Origin of the sequence: Kitasatospora sp. NPDC056800, from assembly GCF_042789775.1 — a bacterium.
GTDB lineage: Bacteria > Actinomycetota > Actinomycetes > Streptomycetales > Streptomycetaceae > Kitasatospora.
Map to the genome: position 1 here is coordinate 31,862 of NZ_JBHUAL010000033.1, position 21,982 is coordinate 53,843.

Annotated in this window: 18 protein-coding genes; 10 read left to right on the top strand and 8 right to left on the bottom strand. The window is 73.9% G+C overall.

Annotated features, from left to right (window positions below):
* Window positions 1-29: 29 nt before the first annotated feature.
* Window positions 30-2,351, top strand: coding sequence for a Helicase associated domain protein (locus ACFRQN_RS10695; RefSeq protein ID WP_380739735.1), 2,322 nt, complete (start codon window positions 30-32; stop codon window positions 2,349-2,351).
* Between the two features lie 115 nt (window positions 2,352-2,466).
* On the opposite strand, the gene ACFRQN_RS10700 is transcribed toward ACFRQN_RS10695, so the two are convergent.
* From ACFRQN_RS10700 to ACFRQN_RS10715, 4 genes are all read right to left on the bottom strand, one after another.
* Entirely contained in the window at window positions 2,467-4,164 is a 1,698-nt protein-coding gene (locus ACFRQN_RS10700; RefSeq protein WP_198959512.1) for an ABC transporter family substrate-binding protein, read from the bottom strand.
* Window positions 4,165-4,215: 51 nt separating this feature from the next.
* On the bottom strand, window positions 4,216-6,360 hold the full coding sequence (locus tag ACFRQN_RS10705) for a dipeptide ABC transporter ATP-binding protein (protein ID WP_380739738.1): 2,145 nt from the start codon (window positions 6,358-6,360) through the stop codon (window positions 4,216-4,218).
* A complete protein-coding gene (locus ACFRQN_RS10710) occupies window positions 6,357-7,217 on the bottom strand; it encodes an ABC transporter permease (protein ID WP_079272897.1) in 861 nt (286 codons plus the stop codon). The genes ACFRQN_RS10705 and ACFRQN_RS10710 overlap by 4 nt, the downstream gene beginning before the upstream one ends.
* 97 nt (window positions 7,218-7,314) lie before the next feature.
* Window positions 7,315-8,298 carry an ABC transporter permease gene (locus ACFRQN_RS10715; RefSeq protein WP_049649271.1) on the bottom strand — a complete coding sequence of 328 codons (984 nt, stop codon included), beginning with the start codon at window positions 8,296-8,298 and terminating at the stop codon, window positions 7,315-7,317.
* Window positions 8,299-8,628: 330 nt separating this feature from the next.
* Here ACFRQN_RS10715 and ACFRQN_RS10720 point away from each other — a divergent pair, with 330 nt between their 5' ends.
* From ACFRQN_RS10720 to ACFRQN_RS10740, 5 genes are all read left to right on the top strand, one after another.
* Window positions 8,629-9,783 (top strand): DUF6183 family protein, encoded by a 1,155-nt coding sequence (locus ACFRQN_RS10720; RefSeq protein WP_380739740.1) that lies wholly within the window; start codon window positions 8,629-8,631, stop codon window positions 9,781-9,783.
* 231 nt (window positions 9,784-10,014) lie between these two features.
* Entirely contained in the window at window positions 10,015-10,332 is a 318-nt protein-coding gene (locus ACFRQN_RS10725; RefSeq protein WP_380739742.1) for a hypothetical protein, read from the top strand.
* Window positions 10,333-10,334: 2 nt separating this feature from the next.
* The gene (locus tag ACFRQN_RS10730; RefSeq protein ID WP_380739744.1) at window positions 10,335-11,897 is read left to right on the top strand and encodes a hypothetical protein; all 1,563 of its coding nucleotides are present in this window, start codon (window positions 10,335-10,337) and stop codon (window positions 11,895-11,897) included.
* A gap of 8 nt (window positions 11,898-11,905) precedes the next feature.
* Window positions 11,906-12,295 carry a hypothetical protein gene (locus ACFRQN_RS10735; RefSeq protein ID WP_380739746.1) on the top strand — a complete coding sequence of 130 codons (390 nt, stop codon included), beginning with the start codon at window positions 11,906-11,908 and terminating at the stop codon, window positions 12,293-12,295.
* Complete coding sequence (locus tag ACFRQN_RS10740) at window positions 12,292-12,780, top strand: protease inhibitor I42 family protein (RefSeq protein WP_380739748.1); 489 nt, start codon at window positions 12,292-12,294, stop codon at window positions 12,778-12,780. Before ACFRQN_RS10735 ends, ACFRQN_RS10740 begins: the two co-directional genes overlap by 4 nt.
* A 163-nt stretch (window positions 12,781-12,943) precedes the next feature.
* Here ACFRQN_RS10740 and ACFRQN_RS10745 read toward each other — a convergent pair whose 3' ends face one another.
* The 3 genes from ACFRQN_RS10745 to bla form a co-directional block, all read right to left on the bottom strand.
* Complete coding sequence (locus tag ACFRQN_RS10745) at window positions 12,944-13,696, bottom strand: hypothetical protein (protein ID WP_380739750.1); 753 nt, start codon at window positions 13,694-13,696, stop codon at window positions 12,944-12,946.
* Window positions 13,697-14,021: 325 nt separating this feature from the next.
* Complete coding sequence (locus tag ACFRQN_RS10750) at window positions 14,022-15,110, bottom strand: MBL fold metallo-hydrolase (protein ID WP_380739752.1); 1,089 nt, start codon at window positions 15,108-15,110, stop codon at window positions 14,022-14,024.
* Window positions 15,111-15,192: 82 nt separating this feature from the next.
* Window positions 15,193-16,158 carry a class A beta-lactamase gene (gene bla / locus ACFRQN_RS10755; protein WP_380739754.1) on the bottom strand — a complete coding sequence of 322 codons (966 nt, stop codon included), beginning with the start codon at window positions 16,156-16,158 and terminating at the stop codon, window positions 15,193-15,195.
* A 165-nt stretch (window positions 16,159-16,323) separates the two neighbouring features.
* Between bla and ACFRQN_RS10760 the strand changes: the two genes are divergently transcribed.
* The 4 genes from ACFRQN_RS10760 (at window position 16,324) to ACFRQN_RS10775 (ending at window position 19,855) form a co-directional block, all read left to right on the top strand.
* Window positions 16,324-17,274 (top strand): LysR family transcriptional regulator, encoded by a 951-nt coding sequence (locus ACFRQN_RS10760; protein WP_375876100.1) that lies wholly within the window; start codon window positions 16,324-16,326, stop codon window positions 17,272-17,274.
* A 134-nt stretch (window positions 17,275-17,408) separates the two neighbouring features.
* Window positions 17,409-18,272, top strand: coding sequence for a serine hydrolase (locus ACFRQN_RS10765; protein WP_380739762.1), 864 nt, complete (start codon window positions 17,409-17,411; stop codon window positions 18,270-18,272).
* 393 nt (window positions 18,273-18,665) lie between these two features.
* The gene (locus tag ACFRQN_RS10770; protein ID WP_049649255.1) at window positions 18,666-19,175 is read left to right on the top strand and encodes a hypothetical protein; all 510 of its coding nucleotides are present in this window, start codon (window positions 18,666-18,668) and stop codon (window positions 19,173-19,175) included.
* Between the two features lie 230 nt (window positions 19,176-19,405).
* Window positions 19,406-19,855 carry a hypothetical protein gene (locus tag ACFRQN_RS10775; protein ID WP_380739757.1) on the top strand — a complete coding sequence of 150 codons (450 nt, stop codon included), beginning with the start codon at window positions 19,406-19,408 and terminating at the stop codon, window positions 19,853-19,855.
* Window positions 19,856-19,929: 74 nt separating this feature from the next.
* Here the strand turns inward: ACFRQN_RS10775 and ACFRQN_RS10780 are convergent.
* The coding region (locus tag ACFRQN_RS10780) for a tetratricopeptide repeat protein (RefSeq protein WP_380739759.1) at window positions 19,930-21,982 on the bottom strand (2,053 nt) is incomplete at its 5' end.

Below are 21,982 nucleotides of genomic sequence, written 5' to 3' on the forward strand. Positions count from 1 at the left end.
ACCCAGTATGCGAAGGAGACACCCGCGTCGTGGAGAGCACCACCGCCACCGCCGAGCAGGACGCGCCGGCCCGGACGCCGCTCCCGGCGCAGCCGGTCGACACGGCCGCGAACCCGCTGCCGCTGCACGGGTTCCAGAAGGACGCCGTCGCGGCCGCCGTGCGCGAGGTGAAGGACGGCGGCCGCGCGACGGTCGTCGCGGCGACCGGCTCCGGGAAGACCCTGATCGCCGCCGGCTGCGCCCGGCGCCTGGCGGCGAGGGGCCGGGTCCTGGTGCTGGTGCCGACGATCGAGCTGCTGGAGCAGACCGCCGAGGCCTGGTCCCTGCGAGGCGGACGCCGCGGCCTGGCGGTGGCGGCCTGTTCACGGGGGGAGGCGCTGGAGAGCGCGGAGGCCGGCGGCCGTGTCCATGCCCGGATGACCACCCAGGCCGCCCGGATCACCGATCTCGTCGCCGGCGCCCCCGACGACCAGCCGGTGACCGTGTACGCGACCTACGCCTCGCTGGAGCGGATCGTCCAGGCCCACCGCGAGTTCGGCCTGCCCGCCTGGGACCTGGTCGTCATCGACGAGGCGCACCGGACCGCCGGCGCCGAGAGCAAGGCGTGGGCGGCGGTCCACGACGACGCCCAGGTCCTCGCCACCCGGCGGCTCTACTTCACCGCGACCCCGCGCATCGCCGACGACCGGCGCGCGAAGGACGGCCTGGCCGACCTCGCCGAAGCCGACGGCCAGGCCCTGCCCGCGCTGTGCTCCATGGACGACGAGAGCATCTACGGCCGGACCGTCTTCACCTGGACCCTCGGCCAGGGCATCGAGCACGGCTACCTCGCCGACTACCGCGTCCTGGTCCCCGTCGTCACCGACGAGGACCTGCGTGAACTGCTCCGCCTCCCCGCCGTCGCCGACCTGCGCACCCAGCGCTCCAACGAGGAACTGCTGCGGCTGGCCCTGCAGATCGCCGTGCTGCGCGCCGTCGCCGACCTCGACCTGCGGCGGGTCATCACGTTCCACTCCCGGGTCAGCGCGGCGCGGGAGTTCGCGGACACCCTGCCGGACGCCTCCCGGCTGCTGGAGGACGCGGAGCGCCCGGAGCGGATCTGGGCGAAGGCGGTGGCCGGCACGGATCGCCTGCGCGACCGCCGGGCCGCGTTCGCCGAGTTCAAGGCCCACATCGGCGAGGACGGCGAGGAGTGCGGCATCCTCTGCAACAGCCGGCTGCTGACCGAGGGCATCGACGTCGCCGCGGTGGACGCCGTCTGCTTCGCCGACCCCAAGAGCTCGGTCATCGACATCGTCCAGGCCGTGGGCCGCGCCCTGCGCCAGTCCTACCGGCAGGGCAAGGTCTCGTGGATCGTCATCCCGGTCTACCTGCCGACGCCTCAGGTCGGCGACGACACCGTCACCGCGCACCCGGCCGAGGTCCACGACGCCGGCGAGGCCGTGAAGGCGGAGGCCGATACCGAGATCGAGGCGTCCAGCTTCCGTACGATCTGGCGGGTCCTGCGCGCTCTCGCGGCGCACGACGCCCGGGTGGTCGGCCGGATCACCGAGCTGCGCGCCCACCGCTCCCAGGGCACCGCGCACACTACCGCGGCCAAGACCCCAGAGGGCGGGCACGGCGATCAGCAGCCGGTGGCGCCGGTCGAGTGGCTGAAGGTCGACGCCCGTCGGCACGCCGCGCGCATCCTCCAGACCGTCAAGCTGCGCGCGTTCAACCCGCGCGCGGTCGAGTGGCAGCGGATGCACGCCGTCGCCGCCGGGTTCCACACCGGGCACGGCCACCTCGACCCCGTCGACAGGACGAGGCACGCCGAGCTGATCTCCTGGCTCGTCCGCCAGCGCCATCTCCACGGTCAGGGCCTGCTCGATGCCGCCCGGGTCAGCGAGCTGGACGCGCTCGGCATGATCTGGTCGAAGAACGCCAACGCCTGGGAACGCGGCGCCGCGTACGCCGCCGCGTTCCACCGTCGGCACGGCCACCTCGCCATCCCGGCGACCGCGAAGCTGGACGACTACGCGGTGGGCGCGTGGATGCGCCGCCAGCGCAAGGCCGACAACCTCACCGGCGACCAGGCGGCGAAGCTGGACGCGCTGGACGAGCTGTGGCGCCTGGAGCCGGACTGGAACCGCTCCTACCGCCGCCTGCTCGCCTACCTCGCCGCCGGCGGAGCCCTCGACGGCCCGGTGAACCGCACCGGCGGCGAGGCCGACCCGGCCTTCCGCCCCGGCACCTGGCTGCGCAAACAGGACAAGGCCCGCACCGACGGCAAACTGACGAATCGTCAGATCACGCTCCTGGACGCCCTCCACCGGCACGCCGGGACCACCACCGGCGGCCGGACCGGGTGATGCTCCACCGAAGGGCGGCCCGCGGAGCCGCCCTTCGGCGAGCGCACGTCCGACGTGCGCCGTGCGTCCCCCGACGGTCCGGGGAGCCGACCGCCCCCGGGCGCCGGCGGTACTGCTACTTCTGCCAGCCGACGGTCTCGGGCAGCGGGCTGTAGAAGATGGCGGCGCCGACGTTGGCGAGGCCCTTGCGGATGCCGTAGGTGGAGGGGCCGCTGTAGAGCGGCAGCAGGGAGTACTGCTGGAGGGCCTTCTGCTCGACCTCGTTGACGGCCGCGATCTGCTGGCCGAGGTCGGCGATCTCTCCGGTGGCGCGGATCTCCTTGTCCAGTTCGGGGGTGCCGGCTCCGGTGATGTTGGAGTCGCGGTCGGAGCAGTAGAAGTCGCACAGGTACCGGGCGCCGAAGGGGTCCGTCGAGCGGTTGCCGGAGATGAACAGGTCGAAGCGGCGGTCGCTGAGGACCTTGGAGAAGTCGTTCTCGGAGACCTTGTTGACGTCCACCTTCACGCCGACGGCCTTGAGCATCGCGGTGAACGCGCCGGCGGTGGCCTTCTCGATGGGGCCGTCGCCGAGCAGGGTGTAGCCGATCGCGAGCTGCTTGCCGTCCTTGGCGCGGATGCCGTCGGCCCCGGGCTGCCAGCCGGCCGCGTCCAGGGTCCTGCGCGCCTGCTCCGGGTCGTACTTCAGCACGGAGGAGACGTTGTCGCGGTAGCCCTGCTGGAAGCTGTAGAGCACCGACGAGCCGGGCAGCGGCTCGGTGTAGTCGAGGCCCTGGAACCGGATCTTCGCTATCTGGGCGCGGTCGATGCTCTCCTGCACGGCCTTGCGGACCTGGACGTCGCCGAGCAGCGGGGACTTGGTGTTGAGGTACAGCGAGTACTCGAAGGGGCTGCCGCCGCTGCGGATCTCGGCGTCCTTGACCGTCTTCACCTGCTTGAGGTTCTCCGCCGTCCCGACGGGGGCGTAGTCGAGTTCGCCGTTCTTGAAGGCGTTGATCGAGGCGGCGCTCTCCAGGTTGACGTAGACGCGCTTGTCGAGCTTGCCCGGCCGGCCCCACCAGGTGGGGTTGCGTACGAAGGTGATGTTGCCGGAGTGGTCGTCCCAGGTGCCCACGGTGTACGGCCCGGTGCCCCACTCGGGGTGGGCGGTCTTGACGTACGCCTTGTTGAAGTTGTCGACGGTGGCGGCCTGGGGGTGCAGGAAGGTGGTGAACAGCGCGGACCAGGAGGCGTTGACGCCCTTGAAGGCGATGACCGCCTGCTTGTCGTCCGCGCCCCGGGTGACGGAGGTGATGCGGTCGTAGCCGTCGGTGGAGGAGGCCGCGTACTCCTTGTCGGAGCCGTTGTTGGCCTTCCAGGTGGCCTCGATGGCCCGCCAGTCGATCGGGGTGCCGTCGTTGAACACGGCCTTGGGGTTGAGGGTGATGACGACCTTCTGGTCGCCGCCCTCGACGGAGACCTTCACGTCGCTGTAGTAGTCCGGGTTGTACTGGACCTCGCCGGTGGGCGAGTAGGTGATGGCGTCGGCGTTGTACCAGGACCAGACCCGCAGCGCGTTCAGGGTGCCGTTGACGTTGAACGGGTTGCCCTGCTCGTCGAAGGTCCCCGCGGTGGTGTAGGTGCCGCCGTCCTTGATGTTCTCGTACGGCTGGGGGTTGTAGTCGGTGACGGAGGACGCGACCTTGGCGGCGTTCTTGGCGTCCTGCCCGGGGGATGCGCCGGTGGAGCCGCCGGAGGGGGACGAGGAGGAGCAGGCGGTGGCGGCGACCGAGACGGCCGCGGCGAGCGCGAGGGGCAGGGCGAGCTTCCGACGCATGGGGTGTCCTTGGTGGGATTCGGTGAGACGGGGAAGAGCGGGGGGCGGGGGTCAGACCGCGTGGCAGGCGTACCGGTGGTCGGAGCCGTCCGGGGCGCCGACGGTCGCCGGCCGCTCGGTGCGGCAGCGCGTGCGTACGGCCTCGTCGGCCTCCCGGTGGAGCGGGCAGCGGTCGACGAACACGCAGCCCTGCGGCAGCCGGGCGGCGCTGGGCTGCTCGCCCGCGAGGACGATGCGCTCGCGGTGGCGCTCGCGCTCCGGGTCGGGTACCGGGACGGCCGACAGCAGGGCCCGGGTGTACGGGTGCCGGGGCCGGGCGAAGATCTCCTCGGTGGCGCCGGACTCGACGACGTGTCCGAGGTACATCACCGCGACGCGGTCGGAGAAGTAGCGCACCACGGCCAGGTCGTGCGCCACCACGAGGTAGGCCAGGCCCAGTTCGCGCTTCAGCCGGGCGAGCAGGTTGATGATCTCGGCCTGCACGGAGACGTCCAGGGCGGACAGCGGCTCGTCCAGGACCAGCAGCCTCGGCTCGCGGGCCAGGGCGCGGGCGATGCCGACGCGCTGGCGCTGGCCGCCGGACAGGGCGGCGGGGAAGCGGTCGCCCATGGCGCGGTCCAGGCCCACCAGGTCCAGGAGTTCGGTGACCCGGGAGCGGACGGCGGTGCGGTCGGCGCCGGCGGCCTGGAGCGGTTCGGCCAGCAGGTCGAAGACGGTCAGCCGGGGGTCCAGGGCGTCCGTCGGGTCCTGGAGGACGATCTGCACGTGGCGCCGCAGCTCGCGCACCTCGGCGGCCGAGCGCAGCGTGGCGACGTCGGTGCCGGCCACCTCGATGCGGCCGCCCTCGGGGGCGCGCAGCCGCAGCACCTCGCGCAGCGTGGTGGTCTTGCCGCTGCCGGACTCCCCGACCAGGGCCAGGGTTTCGCCCGCGCGCAGTTCGAAGCCGACGTGGCTGACCGCGTGCAGGGTGCCCACCCGGCGCTTGAGCAGGGCGCCCTTGGTGACGGGGAACGTCTTGACCAGGTCCTCGACGCGCAGGACCACCTCTCCGGCGGTCCGCTCGGCGGGGCCGGCCGTCGGCACGGGAGGGGCCGCCCCGACCGGGTCGAGGCTGCCGTCGGCGATCTCCCGGGCGCGGTGGCAGGCGGCGCGGCCGGGCCGCCCGGCCGGCGCCGGTGCGTTCAGGTCCGCTGAGGTCAAGTCCGGTGCAGCCAGGCCTGGTTCGGTGGTCCGGCACACGTCCACGGCCACCGCGCAGCGGGGCGCGAAGGGGCAGCCGCCGGGCAGGGCGACCAGGGACGGCGGCTCCCCGCCGACCGGGACGAGGGGCCGCGGGACGCCGCTGTCCACGGTCGGGACGCTGGCCAGCAGGCGGGCGGTGTAGGGCATCGTGGGACGGCGGAAGAGCTCGTCGACGCCCGCGTGCTCGACGATCCGCCCGGCGTACATGACGGCGACGTCGTCGGCGTGGCCGGCCACCACGCCCAGGTCGTGGGTGATCAGGACGAGGCTGGCTCCGGTCTCGCGCTGGGCCAGGCGCAGCACGTCGAGGATCTGCGCCTGGACGGTGACGTCCAGCGCCGTGGTGGGCTCGTCGGCGACGAGCACCGAGGGCTTGTTGGCGATGGCCAGGGCGATGACGACGCGTTGGCGCATGCCGCCGGAGAACTCGTGCGGGAAGGACTTGGCGCGTTCGCGCGGGTCGGGGATGCCGACCAGGTCGAGCAGTTCCACCGCCTGCTCCCAGGCGTCCTTCCGGGACAGCTCCCGGTGCACGCGCAGGGCCTCGGAGAGCAGCCGGCCGACGGTGAAGATGGGCGTGAGCGCGGACATCGGGTCCTGGAAGACCATGCCGATGTCCTTGCCGCGGACCCGGGAGAGCTCCTTGTCGTCCATCGCCGCCAGGTCGCGGCCGCCCAGCAGGATCCGGCCGCCGATCCGCGCGGTGGGCGGCAGCAGGCCCATGACGGCGAGGGCGGTGGCGGACTTGCCGGAGCCGGACTCGCCGACGATGCCCAGGGTGCGCCCGGGCAGCAGGTCGAAGTCGACGCCGCGCACGGCCTCCACCGGCCCGGCCTCGGAGGGGAAGGAGACGCTCAGGCCGCGGACGGACAGGACGGGTGCGGGCCCGGCGGGGTCGGTGGACCCGGTGGGAGCGGTCGCGGGCCCGGTGCGGGGGGCGGGTGCGAGGGTCATCGTCGGGCTCCTGCCGCGCCGGTGGTGGACGTGGGGTCGAAAGCGTCGCGCAGGCCGTCGCCGACGAAGGTCATCGAGACGGTGAGCAGGACGGTCAGCCCGGCGGGGAAGGCGAAGAGCCAGGGGGCGCTGGTGATGGTGCCCGCGCCGTCGGCGAGCATCGTGCCCAGCGACACGTCGGGGGTCTGGACGCCGAAGCCGAGGAAGGACAGGGCGGTCTCGCTGAGCACGGTGGAGACCACGCCCAGGGTGAGGTTGACGATGAGCAGGGAGCCCAGGTTGGGGATGATGTGGCGCAGCACGATGCGCAGGGGGCGCACGCCCATGTACTCCGCGGCGCGCACGTAGTCGCGCTCGCGCAGGGACGTCGACACCGACCAGACCACGCGGGCGGTGGACATCCAGCCGAACACCGTCAGGACGAGGATGAGGACCCGCCAGTCGCCCGCCAGCCGGTGCGAGACCAGGGCGAGGACGAGGAAGGACGGCACGACCAGCAGGAAGTGGATGAGGGCGAGGGTCGCCTTCTCCACCCGGCCCCCGACGTAGGCGGCGCCCGCGCCCACGACCGCGGCGAGGGCGACGGTCAGCAGGGACACGGTCACCGCGATCACCAGCGAGCGCTGGAGGCCGTGCACGGCGGCGGCGTAGACGTCGTTGCCGCCCTGGTTGGTGCCGAACCAGTGTTCGGCGCTCGGGGCCTGGGTGAGGGCGGAGAAGTCGGTGTCCGCGAAGCCGTACGGGGTGAACAGGCCGCCGAGCGCGCTGAACAGCACGAGCAGCAGGAAGATCACCACGCCGGCGACGGCGGTCCGGTTGCGCAGGAAGCGGCGCAGGTAGAGGCGGCGCCGGCCCAGGTAGCGGCCGTCGTGCTTGTCGTGCTCGGCGGCCAGGACACCTTCGGCGGCCGCGTCGGGACCCACAGGGGTCACAGGGGTTACAGGAGTGCTCATCTCAGCTCACCCGCACCCTCGGGTCGAGGAGGACGGTGGCGATGTCCGCGAGGATCGCGCCGACCGCCGTCAGGGCGGCGGCGAACGCGGCGGTCGCCACGGTGCCGTGCACGTCGTTCTTGCTGATGGTCTGGATGAAGTACTGGCCCATGCCGTTCCAACCGAAGATCGTCTCCGTGAGCACCGCGCCGGTGAACACCGCCGGGATGCCGAAGGCCACGGACTGGGCGGTGGGGATCAGCGCGGTGCGCAGGGCGTGCCGGCGGATCGCCTGGGCGCGGGTCAGCCCGGTGGCCCGGGCGGTGCGCACGAAGTCGGAGCCGATGACGTCCAGCAGCAGCGAGCGCTGGGTGAGGTGGTAGCCCACGTACCCCGTCAGGGTCAGGGTGAGCGTCGGCAGCACCAGGTGCAGCAGCCGGTCGCCGACCGTCGCCCAGAACCCCTCCACGCCGGGCGAGTTCTCGCCCGCGACGTACAGGAAGTGCCAACCCGCCTGCTCGTTCAGCCGGATGGCCAGCAGCACCAGCGCGAGGGCGGCGATCGACACCGGGACGTTGAACAGCGCCATGGACAGGGCCTGGGCGGCCCGGTCCCGCCAGCCGTACTGGCGCGAGGCGGTGTGCACCGCGAGCGCGACACCGACGACGACGGACAGGACCGTCGCACCGGTCACCAGCTCGGCGCTGACCAGGGAGCGGTAGCCGATCTCCCCGTTCACCCGCACCCCGACCGGGGAACGGCCCCAGTCGAAGCGCAGGACCACCCCGGTCAGCCAGTCCCACCAGCGGTGCAGCAGCGGCTCGTGCGGGTCCAGGTTGTAGGGGGCCAGGGCCCGGGAGATCTGCTCCTCGGTGCGGACCGGGCGCAGCTCCTTGAAGTTCGAACGCGGGTCGAGGAACCAACTGGCCAGGAAGTAGGTGGCGTTGGTGGCCACGGCGATCACCAGGAACCAGCCCGCGGCCCTGCGGGTCACGTACCGGAGCACGGACGCCACCTCCCCACCGGATGCGACGGGTACGGCCGGGGAGCGCCGGGTCTGGGGGAGTTGGGCATGCGGGTGGAACTTCCTCGATCCAAGGGGTGGTTGCACGACCGTGCAGAGGCCAGTCTGTGTGCGAGCGACACCCGGCACCAGGGACCAGGGCAAGTGGACACGAACACGAAACGCGCCCGCAGCACATGGACGCGTTCGCGTCACAATTCGTCGAATCCGCAGGTCGCAGGGGCCGCGGCGGCCACCGGTCCGCGCCGTCGCCGAGCGTCGGCGGGCGCGCCGCCGGCGGCGGACCACCCGCCGCCGGGAAACAATCACGCCATGGACAAGGACATCACCCGCACGGTGGACGCCCTGTACGAGGCCGACGACGCGGACGTCTCCGTGCTGCGCGCCGAGGTCGAATCGCGGGTTGCCACCGGCGAGTTCGACTGGGCCGGCGGCCTCGCGGCGGAACTCGCCGCCCGCACCGCCGCCGGCCGGGACCTTCAGGGGCACTGCGCCGCGGCCCTGTACTGGACACTGAACGCCCTGGCCGCCCGCCCGGGCCCGCAGAGCCTGCGCGCCCTGGTGCGCGTGCTGGACTCGCCGCACCCCGGCGTCTCCCCGCGCTACCTGGCCGCGGTCGTCGCCCACGGGCACCGCATCGAGGACATCGCCGACGAGGTCTTCGACCGGGCACCCGAGACCGCGGACGCGCGCGAGTTCGCGGCCTGCCTGCTCCACGAGACGGTGCTCGTCTCGGACGCGGTCAACGGCCACCCCGCGCTGCGCGCCTTCGCCGACACCCTCCTGGCCGAGGGCCACCCGCTCGCCGTACTGCCGCTGGCCCTGCTGCCCGAAGAGCACGGGCTGCGGCGCCCCGCGGGAGCCGCCGACGACTGGACCTGGACGGTCCCGGCCGTGTGGCCGGAGCCGGGCGACGCGCTGGAGACCACGCCGGCGACGCGGCAGCGGGCGGCCGCGGCCGAACCGACCGAGACCGGCGTACCCGCCACGACGGAGGCCATGGGCGCGGCCGTCGCCCACTGGCTCGCCCAGTCCAACGGCAAGCTCGCCGCCCAGGAGTTCTGGCTACCCGACCCGGTCGCCCCCGAAGACCTCCCGGCACTCCTCGCGCTCCTGCCGCTCACCCCCTGGCCGCCCGGCCAGACCCCGGCCCGGCTCCACCCCTCCGACCCCGACCTCGCCCTACGGACCCTGCTCACCGCCGCCCTGCGCGCACCGGCCTACGGCCACGGCAACTACGGCGCCTACGGCAGACTCGCCGCCTGGCGCTCCCTGGCCGCCCTGACCGGCACCCCCGCCGACGCGCCGATCACCCGGACCGCCGACCGCGTGCGGCAGACGACCTGGCTCCGCCTCGGCACCGCGTCCGCCCCCTGGTTCCACAACGTCGCCTGGGACCTCGCCCTCGCCGCCCTACACCCCGACGGCCGACACCTCGCAGTCCTGGCCGCCACCGACACCGACTGACCACACGCCACCCCGGCCGACAGCCCCGCGACCGCAACCCGTCCTCCGGGTAGCCCCCTCCGGCCTGCCCCGCTCGCCCTTCCCGTCACCGGCAGCAGCGCTACCGCCCTCGGCTGGGCCTGCGCCCCGATACCGGTGAGCGGGGTGCCGGCGACGCCCGTCGAACTGTCCATCGGCCGACGTTATGATGTTCGATGCTCTACAGAGCGTGTCGAACAGCATGGGGGGAACATGGGCATCGATGGTGCCGGAACGGGGTTCGGCGCTCATCCGGAGAAGCTCGGGGACGCGGGCGACAAGCTCGTCGCGGCCGGCGGGGACGTGGGTGGTGTCAAAGCGGCCCTGGACAAGCTGAACATGTCCGACCCCGCCGTCCTCGGCGAGTACGGCGCGGGCGACGCGGCGAAGGCCTTCTGGCAGGCCTGGCAGGACGAGCTCCAGGTGAACGTCGACGCGCTGAAGGATCTCGGCGGCAAGGTGCACACCACCGCGGCCAACTACGCGACCACGGACCACGGTGTCCAGCAGCAGTACCAGCAGGGGGCCTGACCGTGGCCGACCACAGCGCGCACCCGCTCGGCGGGCCGTCGGGCAGCCAGCGCCAGCAGGCCGAGAAGCTGAAGAAGACCATCGACGAGTCCCACGGCATGTGGGGCGCCGGCGACCTCAAGTACGCCGTCCACGACGCCCTGCAACTGCCCGCGCCCAAGGGCGACTCCGGCAAACTAGGCGAACTCGCCGCCGCCTACAACACGGCGAGCGGCCGGCTGGACCAGATCCAGATGACGGTGACGCAGGTCGGCTCGCAGCAGCTGCCCGACGCCTGGACCGGGCAGGTTGGGGAGAAAGCCGCGGAGGTGGTCAAGGCCTCCGCCGACGACCTCGGGCGCTGCCGCGACGCCCTGGGCAAGGGCCGGGACCAGCTCAAGACGCTGGCCGGCGCGCTGAGCGAGGCTCAGGTCCTGCACGGGCAGGGCCACGCGCCGCTGGCCGAGGCGCTGAAACTGCTGCACGACATCACCGTCGGCGATATGCCGGACCCGGTCCACTGGGACGACGACACGATGCACACCGCCCAGGCGAAGGCGAGGGAGGGCATCAAGTCGGTCCACGACGCCGCGGTGAAGGCCGAGAACGCGGGCCGCGCCGCCGCCCGCGAGCTGAACGCGCTGGCGGGCAAGGCGCTGGCGGGCAAGTTCAAGAACAAGGGCCTCAGCGCGGAGGACAAGCTGGTCATCGTCGATGCCGCTCTCGCCGGCAGCCAGGAGTACGGCAGCATCCTCACGGCCAACGACGTGACGCGTGCCGGCCAGGTCATGGACAAGATGAGCGAAGCCGACAGGGCACGCTTCGACCAGCTGCTGGCCGGCTGCAAGTCCCCCGAGGAGCGCGCCTATCTGATGAAGGCGCTCGCCGCCGGGCACAGCTACGACGAGGTCAAGAAGTTCGACGACCTGATCCACGAACACGCCGACGATCCCGACTGGCTCGCCGATCGGATATCCCCGGTGCAGCTCGACGCGACCTCCACCCAGAAGACGGACACGGCCTACCAGGGCGTCAAATGGGGTCAGGGACCGTATCCGACCTGCGTGGCGGCCTCGACCGTGACCGCCCGGGCGATGGTCGACCCGCTCTTCGCCTTCCAGCTCACCACCGGCGGTCACCCCGGCGACCCGGCCTACGACAACGGTCAGGCGTCGAAAGAGCGATGGGACAAGGAGACCAACCGGGTCTACGACACCCGCTCCTGGTGGCACTTCGACAAGGGCGGGATGTGGGACTGGGAGTCCGACGACGTCGCCGACGAGGAGATCGGCAAGCACACCGGCGCGGAGTACCACAACGTCGACCTCGACAGCCGCGACAAGCGCCAGAGTGCGCTGACCGAGATCGAGCAGAAGATCGACGAGGGCAAGCCCGTCCCCGTGTCGGTCCGCGGAGACGGCGGCCACCAAATGATGATCATCGGACACCGGGGTGACCAACTGGAGCTCTACAACCCCTGGGGCTACACCGTCTGGGTCAGCGAGAGCGACTTCATCAACAACCACATGGGCGGCGCCTCCGACGACAGCCTCCCCAACGTCACAAGCGTCCGAATGCCCAAGTGAGGCACCAGATGAACACCCCACAACCCCAGAGCGACAGCCGGCTCGCCGAGCTGGACGTCGAGATCCTGCTGCGCTTCGGCCTGCCGCACCCGGGACCGCACCGCTCCACCCTGTTCGGCGACGGCGCGGTGGCCGCCGCGATCACCGTCGACCGGCTCGGCGCGCTGCCACGGGCCCTGGCCTTCCTCGGCGAGACCGTCCGCGCCGGCGGCACCCGCTTCGCGGCCGCCCTGCCCGAACCGCTGCCCGGACCGGCCGCCACGGTGGCCCGCGGCTGGCTGGAGGCAGCCGCCATGGTCGTACAGGACCCCACAGGGGACCAACTGGTCGCCCGCTGGCTCGACGCCGTCGCCGCCGTCCTGGCGCTGCGCATCACCCACCGGGAAGCGACCCCGTGAAGCGCAGGTGGCGCCTCGTCCTGCTGGTGGTCGTCGTGGCGCTGGCCGTCCCGGCCACCATGCGCGCGGTGACCGTCCACCGGAAGACCACTGGCAAACTCGACCACGGCACCGTATTCACCCAGACCTCGGGACAGATCACCGTCAAGCCCGGCGAGCTGTTCTCCGTGGAGGTGCCCGCCTACCGGTTGGCAGGCGACGTCTGGAGCATGGCCGCTCCAGCCCCCGACCCGGCCGTCGCGAAGGCCGCCGGTGACGAGTACGTCCACAACTTCGACGTCAGGGACCTGTTCGACTTCGGCGAAATCGGAAACACCGGCTCGGGCGGCCGCTACTACTTCACCTTCCGCGCCCAGAACCCCGGCCGTACCACCATGACCGTGCACATCGCCTACCGCGACGAGCTCGGTGGGGACTGGCCCGGAGGGCCGGACCAGATCAAGCGCCAGTTCACCGTCGACGTCAGCTCCGACGCACCCCGCTGAACCGTTCTGAGGAGGCCGGTCGGCCCGCCCGAACAGCAGAGGCGGGTGGGCCGACCAGGGTGCTGCCGTGCGCAGGTGTCGAGCACCTGGACCGTCGCCGCCCCGAGGTGCTGGCGGTGCACCGCCTGGCGCCGGGGCCGATGGCAGCGTCCCGGCCGGTCCGTCAGGTGTGGAAGCGGACGCGGATCATGAGGGCGTCCTCGGCGAGTCCGTCGAGGTAGCGGTAGGCGAAGTCGTAGTACCGGGCGCCGGCGAGGACCTCGGGATCGGACGACGAGCCCGTGCCGTCGATCCACTCGCCGTCCAGGGTGAGCAGCACACTGGGCGTCACCGCGTAGGCGGTCTCACGGTGTACGAACTGCTCACGGGTGTGGGCGTAGTGGCCGACCGGATCGGACATGCCCGCCCACCGGCGGGTTCGCTCGTCGCCCGCCAGCAGGGCTGCGGCCCGGACGACCGGCTGCTCGCGGTACGCGGCCCAGGCCGTTGCGCCGTCGGGGGCCTGCTCGTTCATGGCGCTCAGGGACAGCGAGGGTTCGAAGCCGACGCTGAAGGCGGCCCAGCGGTCCCAGTCGGCGCCCGCCTGTTCCGCCACGGGCGCGCGGTCGACGTCCAGGTCGAGCAGGCCGCGCGGCCCACCGTCGCAGCGCCCGGCCGGCTGCGGCGGTCGCGGTCGGCCGTCGAGCAGGAACGGGTTGCGAACCAGCCGCGGATCGGCCTCGTACCCGGCGCGGACCGCGAAGCCGTCCGTGCGGTATCCGCCGTAGACGTGCCACCACTGCCACTCGCCCTGCCAGACGCCGCCCGGAGGGATCTCGGCGTCGTTCCAGAACGGCGCCATCGCGGCGGTGAGTGCTTCCGTCACGTCGGCGGGATCGGTGGGCGCCAGACAGACGGTGATGATTTCTCGGGACATGGACCGGCTCTCGTAGGCGGGTTGCCCACCGTAGCCACGGCCTGCGGGTCCGTGAAAGGCGTTTTCGGCCTGCCGGCGGGCAGGCCCGCCCTCCCTGGCGGGCATGCCGAGCGTTCGACGAGGGCCCGTACGCGCTTCCGACATCCCACCCCACCGCCGACAGGTCACCAGCGGCCCGGATAGCGCCACCCCCGCCGGGGCATAGCCCCGAACCCTGGGCGAGCCGGGCGAGCTCTGACGGTACGTCGCCCGCACGGTGGGCGAGCCGGGCGAGCTCTGACGGTACGTCGCCCGCACGGTGGGCGATAGACGACGAGCTCCGTCCTCATGTCCGCACCCCGCGGCAGGAGTGCGACGCTGCCCCGGTTCCCGCCCCCGCCGCTTCCGCAGCCTCCGCGTCGGCGATGCGGCCGCGCACCATCGCGTCCATGACCGCCATGTACCGCTGCGTGCGGGGGCCGCCGAGGAGGAAGGGGTTCGCGGCGCCGGGCGGTTGGCGCCGCAGCTGTTCGGCTCGTTCGAGGCCGTGGTCGTTCGGGTGGTTGGAGAGCTCGACCTCCACGTTCGTCCGGCGCATGACGGCCCGGAAGGAGTGGACGGAGGCGAGGAGGGTGCGCAGTTCCGCCACCGTCGAGGGCGGGTTGAGGCCGCCCCACAGCATCGCGCTGTGGTACCGGCCGCCCGCCCGGACCGGGATGACCGGGGACACGGTGCCGGGGGTGTGGCCCGGGGTGTGGTGCAGCTCGATCGTCGTGCCGCCGAGGGTGAGCTGCGCGCCGTCCGCGATGTCGAGGTCGCGGACGGGGGCGTCGGCAGGGCGGGTGCGGGCGAGGAGGTCCCAGTCGGCCGGGGACATGTGCACGCGGGCGCCGTAGCGGTCGGCGAGGGTCTGGGCGCCGCCGAAGTGGTCCGGGTGGCCGTGGGTCACGACGACGTGCCGGATCGCCGCCGGGTCGGCGCCGACCGCCCGCAGCCCGGGGACGACGACGCCCTCGGCATCGGCGGGTGAGGTGAGCGCGTCGATCAGCACGATGCCGTCGTCCGTCAGCACCGCCATCGCCGAGACCCAGCCCGCGCTCAGCAGCACCAGGTTGTCGAACAGCTTGACGGGCGCGGGCGCGGGCAGCGGGGGAAGGACGGAGCCGGGCGTCAGCGCCGTCACCAGGGCCCGCAGCACGGGGTCGTCGGCGGCGAGGCGGCGGGCGCGGTCGTAGTGCGCGCGGCCGGCGGACGACGCCTTCACCGAGGAGGGGGCGGCGGGCGGCGCCGTCGTGGAGGAGGGGACGGCGGCCGAGGCCGTGCCCGGAAGGGCGGCCGGCGAGGCCCCGGCGGCGAGGCCGAGGACGGCGAGCTGGGCGAGACGGCGCCGGGTGAAGTCGGCGTCCGTGTCGGCCCGGCGGGTGGGTCGGATCATCGCGGTCGGGGCTCCTGGTCGGTCGGGAAGGGGCGCTCCTTCGGGAGGGGATGCTCCTTCGGGACGGATGCGGATACGGACGTCAGCCGAGGGCGCTGACGACGGTCTTCGTCGCCTGGGCGATCAGGGCGTCGTCGGAGGTGGCGTCGGCCTTGCCGCGGTCGGTCAGGACGACGATCACGATCGGGGCGCGCCCGCCCGACGGCCACGCCACGGCGACGTCGTTGCGGGTGCCGTAGCCCGCGTTGCCGGTCTTGTCGCCGATCCGCCAGTCGGCGGGCACCCCCGCGCGGATGTACGGGCCGCCGGTCGTGTTGCCGACCAGCCAGTCCGTCAGCAGCCCGCGCCGGCCTTCCGGGAGGACGTCGCCGAGCACGTAGCGGCGCAGGTCGGCGGCGAGGACGCGCGGCGTGCTGGTGTCGCGGGTGTCGCCCGGGGTCGCCTCGTTGAGGGTGGGTTCGGTGCGGTCGACGCTGGTGGTCGAGTCGCCCAGGTCGCGCAGGGACTGCTGGACGGCCGCCGGGCCGCCGAGTTCGGCGAAGACGAGGTTGGCGGCGGTGTTGTCGCTGTACTGGATGGCGGCGGAGGCCAGGTCGCGCAGCTTCATGCCGGTCGCCACGTGCTGCGAGGTGATCGGTGCCCACGCCAGCACGTCCTCCTGGCGGTAGGGGACGACCTTGTCCAGGTCCGCGTCGGAGGCCTTGCGCAGCAGGGCCCCGGCGGCGAGCGACTTGATCGTGGACGCGAACGCGAACCGCTCGTCGGTCCGGTGGACGACCTCCCGGCCGCTGCCGGTGTCCACCGCGTACACGCCGAGCCGGGCGCCGAACCGCTGCTCGAGTTCCGCGAAGGCCGCGTCCGCCGCGGCGGCGGAGGCCGCCCCCGCGCCCGCCGTCGCCGCAGTCGCGCCGGAGGCCTCCGCCGTCGAGGTGCTGCCCGACGGGCCGCACCCGCCGACCAGCGCGGCCACGAGCAGGGCCACCGCAGGCAGCGCGGTGCGGGTGCGGACGCGGGTGCGGGTGCCGGTACGGCGGAGGTAGGGCGTCATCAGTGGTCTCCCCAGGTGGTTCGTGTCATCACGGTCGCGCCCCGCGGCGGTGGTCCACACCGCCGCGATCCGCGCGATCACGCTCAGCTAAACAGGCCACGGGCTACCCAGTCCAAGACCGCAATCGTGAAGTGAGCGATAAGAAAACACCTATGATTGCTGGCCATGGACCTGCTGGGGCACCTCCGCCACTTCCGCGCCGTCGCCGAGGAACGGCACTTCGGCCGCGCCGCCGAGCGCCTGCGGATCGCCCAGCCCTCGCTCTCCCAGCGGATCCAGCGCCTCGAACGCGAACTCGGCGTGACCCTGTTCGACCGCGGCCCGCGCGGCGTCGACCTCACCCCGGCGGGCCGGCTGCTGCTCGCCGAGGCCGAGGAGACCCTGGACAGCGCCGCCCGCCTCCTCGCCACCGCCGCCGACCTGCGCAGCGGACGGGCCGGCACCCTGCGCGCGGCCGTCCCGCCCGAACTCGGGCCGGCCACCCTCGCCGCGCTGCTCACCGGCTTCGAGACCGCCTCCCCGGGCACCCGGCTCGAACTGCGGGAACTGCCCGTCGCGGCCGTGGTGCGCGAACTCGCCCAGCACACCGTCGACGTCGCCGTCGTCCGCCACCCCTGCCCGGCCGACGGACTGGCCTTCGGCCCCGTCCTGCACCAGCCGCTCGGCGCCCTGCTCGCCGCCGGCGGCCCGCACGCCGACCGCCCGGAACTCGCGGTGGCCGACCTGACCGGCCTACGCCTGGTCCTCTTCCCGCGCGCCACCGCCCCGGCCCTGTACGACGAGGTCCTCACCACGCTGACCAGGCACGGCTGCACCCCCGAAGCCGTCGTCGACCCGCCGGGACCGGACGTCGCGGGCGCGCTCGTGCTCACCGGCAGCGCCATCGCCCTGGTGCCGCGCACCACACCCCCACCGGGTACAGTCTGGCGTCCGCTCACCGGCACCCCGCTGGCCTGGCGGACCTCCACGGCCTGGCCGACCGGGCGGGGCGGGCCCGCCGTCCGGCTGTTCGCCCAGGCCGCCCACGAGGCGCTGACCGGACCCGGCGGCCTGCTGCCCCAGCCGCCCCACCGCCCCCCGCTCTACCCCCGGCCCGCAATGGAGTTCCCGCTGTGACCAGCGACCGCACCACAGCCGACCGCCCGGCTCCTGACCGCCCGGCCGCCGACCGCACCAAGGCCGACCACCCGACAGCCGACCGCACCACGGCCGCCGACCGGACCCCGCACGGCCGCGCCGCACGCACCCGCATCGCCGCGGCCTTCGCCGACGCCGGCGTCACCGGCCGACTCCACGCACGCGACCTCGACACCGGCGCCGAGATCGGCCTCGGCGCCGACACCGCCGTCTCCACCGCCAGCGTCCACAAGCTCTGCCTGCTCGTGACGCTCTACCGCGAGGCCGCCGCCGGACGCGTCGACCTCACCCGGCAGGTCGACGTCCCCGCCGCCGGCCGCACCCCCGGGTCCACCGGCCTCGGCGCCATGCTCGACGACGCCCGCCTCTCCCTGCGCGACCTCGCCTACCTCACCGCCGCCGTCAGCGACAACACCGCCGCCGACACCCTGTGGGACCGGATCGGCCTCGACACCGTCAACCGCACCATGGCCGACCTCGGCCTCACCCGCACCGTCGCCGTCCACAAACTCCGCGACCTCATCGCCGCCCTCGCCGAGGACACCGGCCCCGACTCCCCGGTCGACCCCGCCGTCGTCGCCCGCCTCAGAGTCCTCGACCCCGCCTTCACCAACCACAGCACCCCCCGCGACATGACCACCCTGCTCGCCGCCCTCTGGCACGGCGACGCCTGCCCCGGCGACCACGGCACCGCCCTGCGACGCCTCCTCGGCCTCCAGGTCTGGCCCCACCGCCTGGCCTCCGGCTTCCCCTACGACGACGTCCGCGTCCACGGCAAGACCGGCACCCTTCCCACGCTGCGCCACGAGGTCGGCGTCGTCGAATACCCCGACGGCGGCCGCTACGCCCTCGCCGTCTTCACCCGCGCCGCCGCCACCACCATCACCCTGCCCGCCGCCGACGCCGCCATCGGCACCGCCGCCCGCCTCGCCGTCGACGCCCTCCGGGCCCAGGCGGCAGTCGGCCGGGCGCACTGACCGGGCCCACCGCGTCCCGGCCTCCGCCATCGCGCACCCGTCGGCGGTCGCCTGACGGCCCGTGCGCCGAAGGGCGTCCCGACCCGGGGCCGAGGGCCGCGCCGCCAACGGCACGACGGGCAGGACGAAGGCGGCCCACAGCCACGGGTGCCGCCACCGCGTGCGCCTGGTGCCGGTCACCGTCCCCCGGGGGACTCGTGACCACCAGGGTCGGGAACCACGCCGCCACGAAACCGCGGCCCACGGGGAATCGCGTGACCGCCGACAGCCGACAGCCGTCAATCCGGTCGACCCCCTCCTCACGCGTACCGGGGAAAATCCGCCCCTTCACCGGCCACGCACCGCGCCGGAGCGCTACGTTGACGGCCGCCGACCATGGGGAGAACCGCTGACATGACCATCGACAGGGCCGCCCTCGACAGCGCGATGAAGGCGGTCGTCGCCGCCGCGCACGCCGACGACCCGGCCGCGCTGTACCAGGCCGTGATGCCGCCGGCGGGCACGGACACGCCCCCGGCCGAGGTCACCGCCTGGTTCGGGACGCTCCTCATCCACCTGGCGCTCTCCGCCGCGACCACCTCGAAGCTGGAGCGCGGCTGCCCCCGGGAGGCCGTCTCGGGGTGGATCGGGGAGACGCTGGGCCCGCCGCCCACCCCGGCGCTGCTGCGCGCCGCGGATCCCGGCCGCATCGACCATGCCGAAGCGGTGAGCGCCGCCGCGGACTACTCCCGGTGCCACGAGTACACCGTCGACCTGATCCGGCTAGGCCTGGCCGAGCCGAACGAGGCACCGGACGAGCGGGGCGTCGACGCCCACTGCGCGGCGACGAACGACAGCAGGACGCGGATCACCGTGATCGCGATGCTCGGCCGCCTCGCCCCCGTCCCCGGCGGGCGGGCCTGACGCCGCCGCTCCGGCAGCGCCGGGCCGCCGGGCCGGTCGAGTCCGCCGCGCCCGGGCGCCCGCCGGTGCCGGGGGAGGGCCGGAGCAGGACGACGAGGGGTCAGGGAGCGCGCTGATGCCCTGCCCTCGGCGGCGTGGCCACACGTTCGTATGCTTGCGCACGGGCGGTGGCGGCACCCCCGAACCCCGGACGGCGCCGCGCGCCGCGGACAGCGGAAAGGGGCGCGGGCATGCGGAAGCGGACGAGGCGTACGGCCTGGTCGCTCACCTACTTCCTGCTGGGCGGCGCGTGCCTGCTGATCGCCGTGGTGATGGCGACGGGCCTGGTGACGACGGGGGCCGCGCGCGGGCTGGGACCCCTGGTCCCGGTCCTGCTCCTCGGCATCCCGGGTGCGGTGCTGACGTTCCGCGCGCCGGTGTTCGGCGTCTCCTACGGGCCGGCCGGGGTGAAGTACTCCGGGCTGCTCGGAGCGCGCTCCTATGCGTGGGCGGACATCCGGGAGGTACGGGTGGCCGTCCTGGAGGGCAGGGTCTACTCGTCCGACGTCCCGGAGCTGGTGCTGGCCTCCGGCGGGACGGACCCGCTGTACATGCTGGCGGGCCACAGCTCGGGCCGGACCAACAAGCGGGTCAAACGGCTGGTGGCCGAACTCGAGGCGGCGCGTGCGGCCGCGTCCTGACGCCGGTCGCCTCCACCGGCGGCACGCGGCACCGACATCTCCCGGCAAGGCCTCCCGACAGGTCCCGACGCCGGTCACGGCTGCGCGGGGTCGGTGGTGCCGTCGCCGTCCGCGCCGCCCGGGCCGGCTGCCGAGTCCGGGTCCGGGCCCGGGTGGCGAGCGGCGCGCTCCGGGGACGGCGGTGTCGGCGGGGTGAAGCCGAGGGAGGTCAGCAGGCCGACCGCCGCGTCGCGGTAGTGGGCGGGCAGTTCGCGGTAGATGGTGAGGGCCTCCTCCCAGGAGCGCAGGGCGTCGGCGTCGCGGCCGAGCGCCTGCTGGGCGGCGGCCAGGGCGGTCAGGGAGTTGGCGCGCTGGTCGACGTATCCGGTGATGGTCCGGCCGACGGCCAGCGAGCGCTCCAGGTGGACCAGCGCCTCCTCGGGGCGGCCGGCGGCATAGCGGGCCATGCCGACGACGTTCAGGAGGCTGCACTCCGGGACGCCGCCGAGCCGGCGGATCTCCGGTGCGAGCAGCCGCTCGGCCAGGGCCTGCGCCTCCTCGGACCGGCCGAGCATCAGGAGGCTGCTGGCGAGGTTGGTCTCGCACAGCAGGACCGTCCACCGGGCGGCGCCCGGACCGTCCGCGGCCAGCAGGCGCAGGGCGCGTTCGAAATGGTCGGCCGCCCCGGCGTAGTCCGCGCAGTTGAAGTGCGAGACCCCCAGGCTGGCCAGCACCAGTGCCTCGACGGCCCGGTCGCCGGCCGCGCGGACGAGCTCCAGGGCCTGCTCGTAGTGCCGGCGGGCCTGCGGCAGATCGCCCGCGGAGCCCCAGGCGTGCCCCTGGTCGTTCAGGCTGAGGCCCAGGGCGAGCGGATCGTCGAGCCGGCGGGCCGCGGCCACCGCGGTCCGGCTCACGGCCAGTCGTTCCGCGTGCGGCCCGGTCCGGTGCAGGTAGGGCCACAGCAGCGAGGGGAGCTTCCAGGCGACGTCGTCGTCCTCGTGCTCGAAGGCGTGGGCGGCGGTGGCCAGGAGGTTGGCCCGCTGCTCGTCGCACCACCGCAGCGCCTGGGCGGGGTCGGCGAAGGTGACGGTGCCCAGGTCCCGGGGCGGCGGTGGCAGCGCCACGTGGGGCCGCCCCGGCACCAGCGTCCGGGTGGCGGCGCAGGCATGGTGGAGGCACCAGGCGTACCAGCGCTCCAGGCAGAGGCGGCGGGAGCGTCGGCTCTCCTGCCGCACGCCCTGCTCGGCGGCGAACAGGCGCAGCAGGTCGTGGAAGCGGTAGGTGTCGGCGCGGTGCTCGGTGAGGAGGTGGACGTCGGCCAGCCGGCGCAGGACCCGCGCGCCGCTCCCACGCTCCAGGCCGCCGAGCACCTCGGCGACCGGCGCCGACAGGTCGACGGCGGGGCTCGTCGCGAGCAGCCCCAGCAGGCGCCGGGCGGGCCCGTCGAGCGCGCGGTAGGAGAAGGAGAAGGCCGTGCGCAGGCAGGCGGACCGGTCGTCGCCGTCCGCGCTGAGGACGTCGAGCCGGTTGCCGGCGAGTTCGGCGGCGAAGTCCGTGAGGTCGTGGTGCGGGCGGTCGCGCAGCCGGGCGGCGGCGAGCGCGACGGCCAGCGGGAGGTGGCCGCAGGCGTCGAGCAGCCGGGCGACGGCCTGCTCCCGGGCCTCGACGCGTTCGGCCCCGAGCACCCGGCGCACCAGGGCGCGGCCCTCGTCCGGGCTGAACTCCGCCAGCTCGATCCGCTGGGCGCCCTCCCGTACGACGAGGCCGGTGAGCCGCTCACGGCTGGTCACGAGGACCGCGCAGCCCCCGGCACCGGGCAGCAGCGGACGGACCTGCGCGGCGTCCAGGGCGTTGTCCAGGACGATCAGGACCCGCCGGCCGGCCAGCGTGGACCGGTAGAGCGCCGCCGTCTCGTCGAGCCGGGCGGGGACGTCCTCGGCCGGCACGCCCAGGGCGCGCAGGAAGGAGCCCAGGACGGCGTGGGGGTGCTGCGGGCCGGTGGACGACCAGCCGTGCAGGTCGGTGAAGAGCTGGCCGTCGGGGAAGCGGTCCCGGGTGCGGTGGGCCCAGCGCAGCGCCAGGGCCGACTTGCCGGCCCCGGGGGCACCGGTGACGAGCGCGATGGCCCCGGGGGCCGGGGCGCGGCCG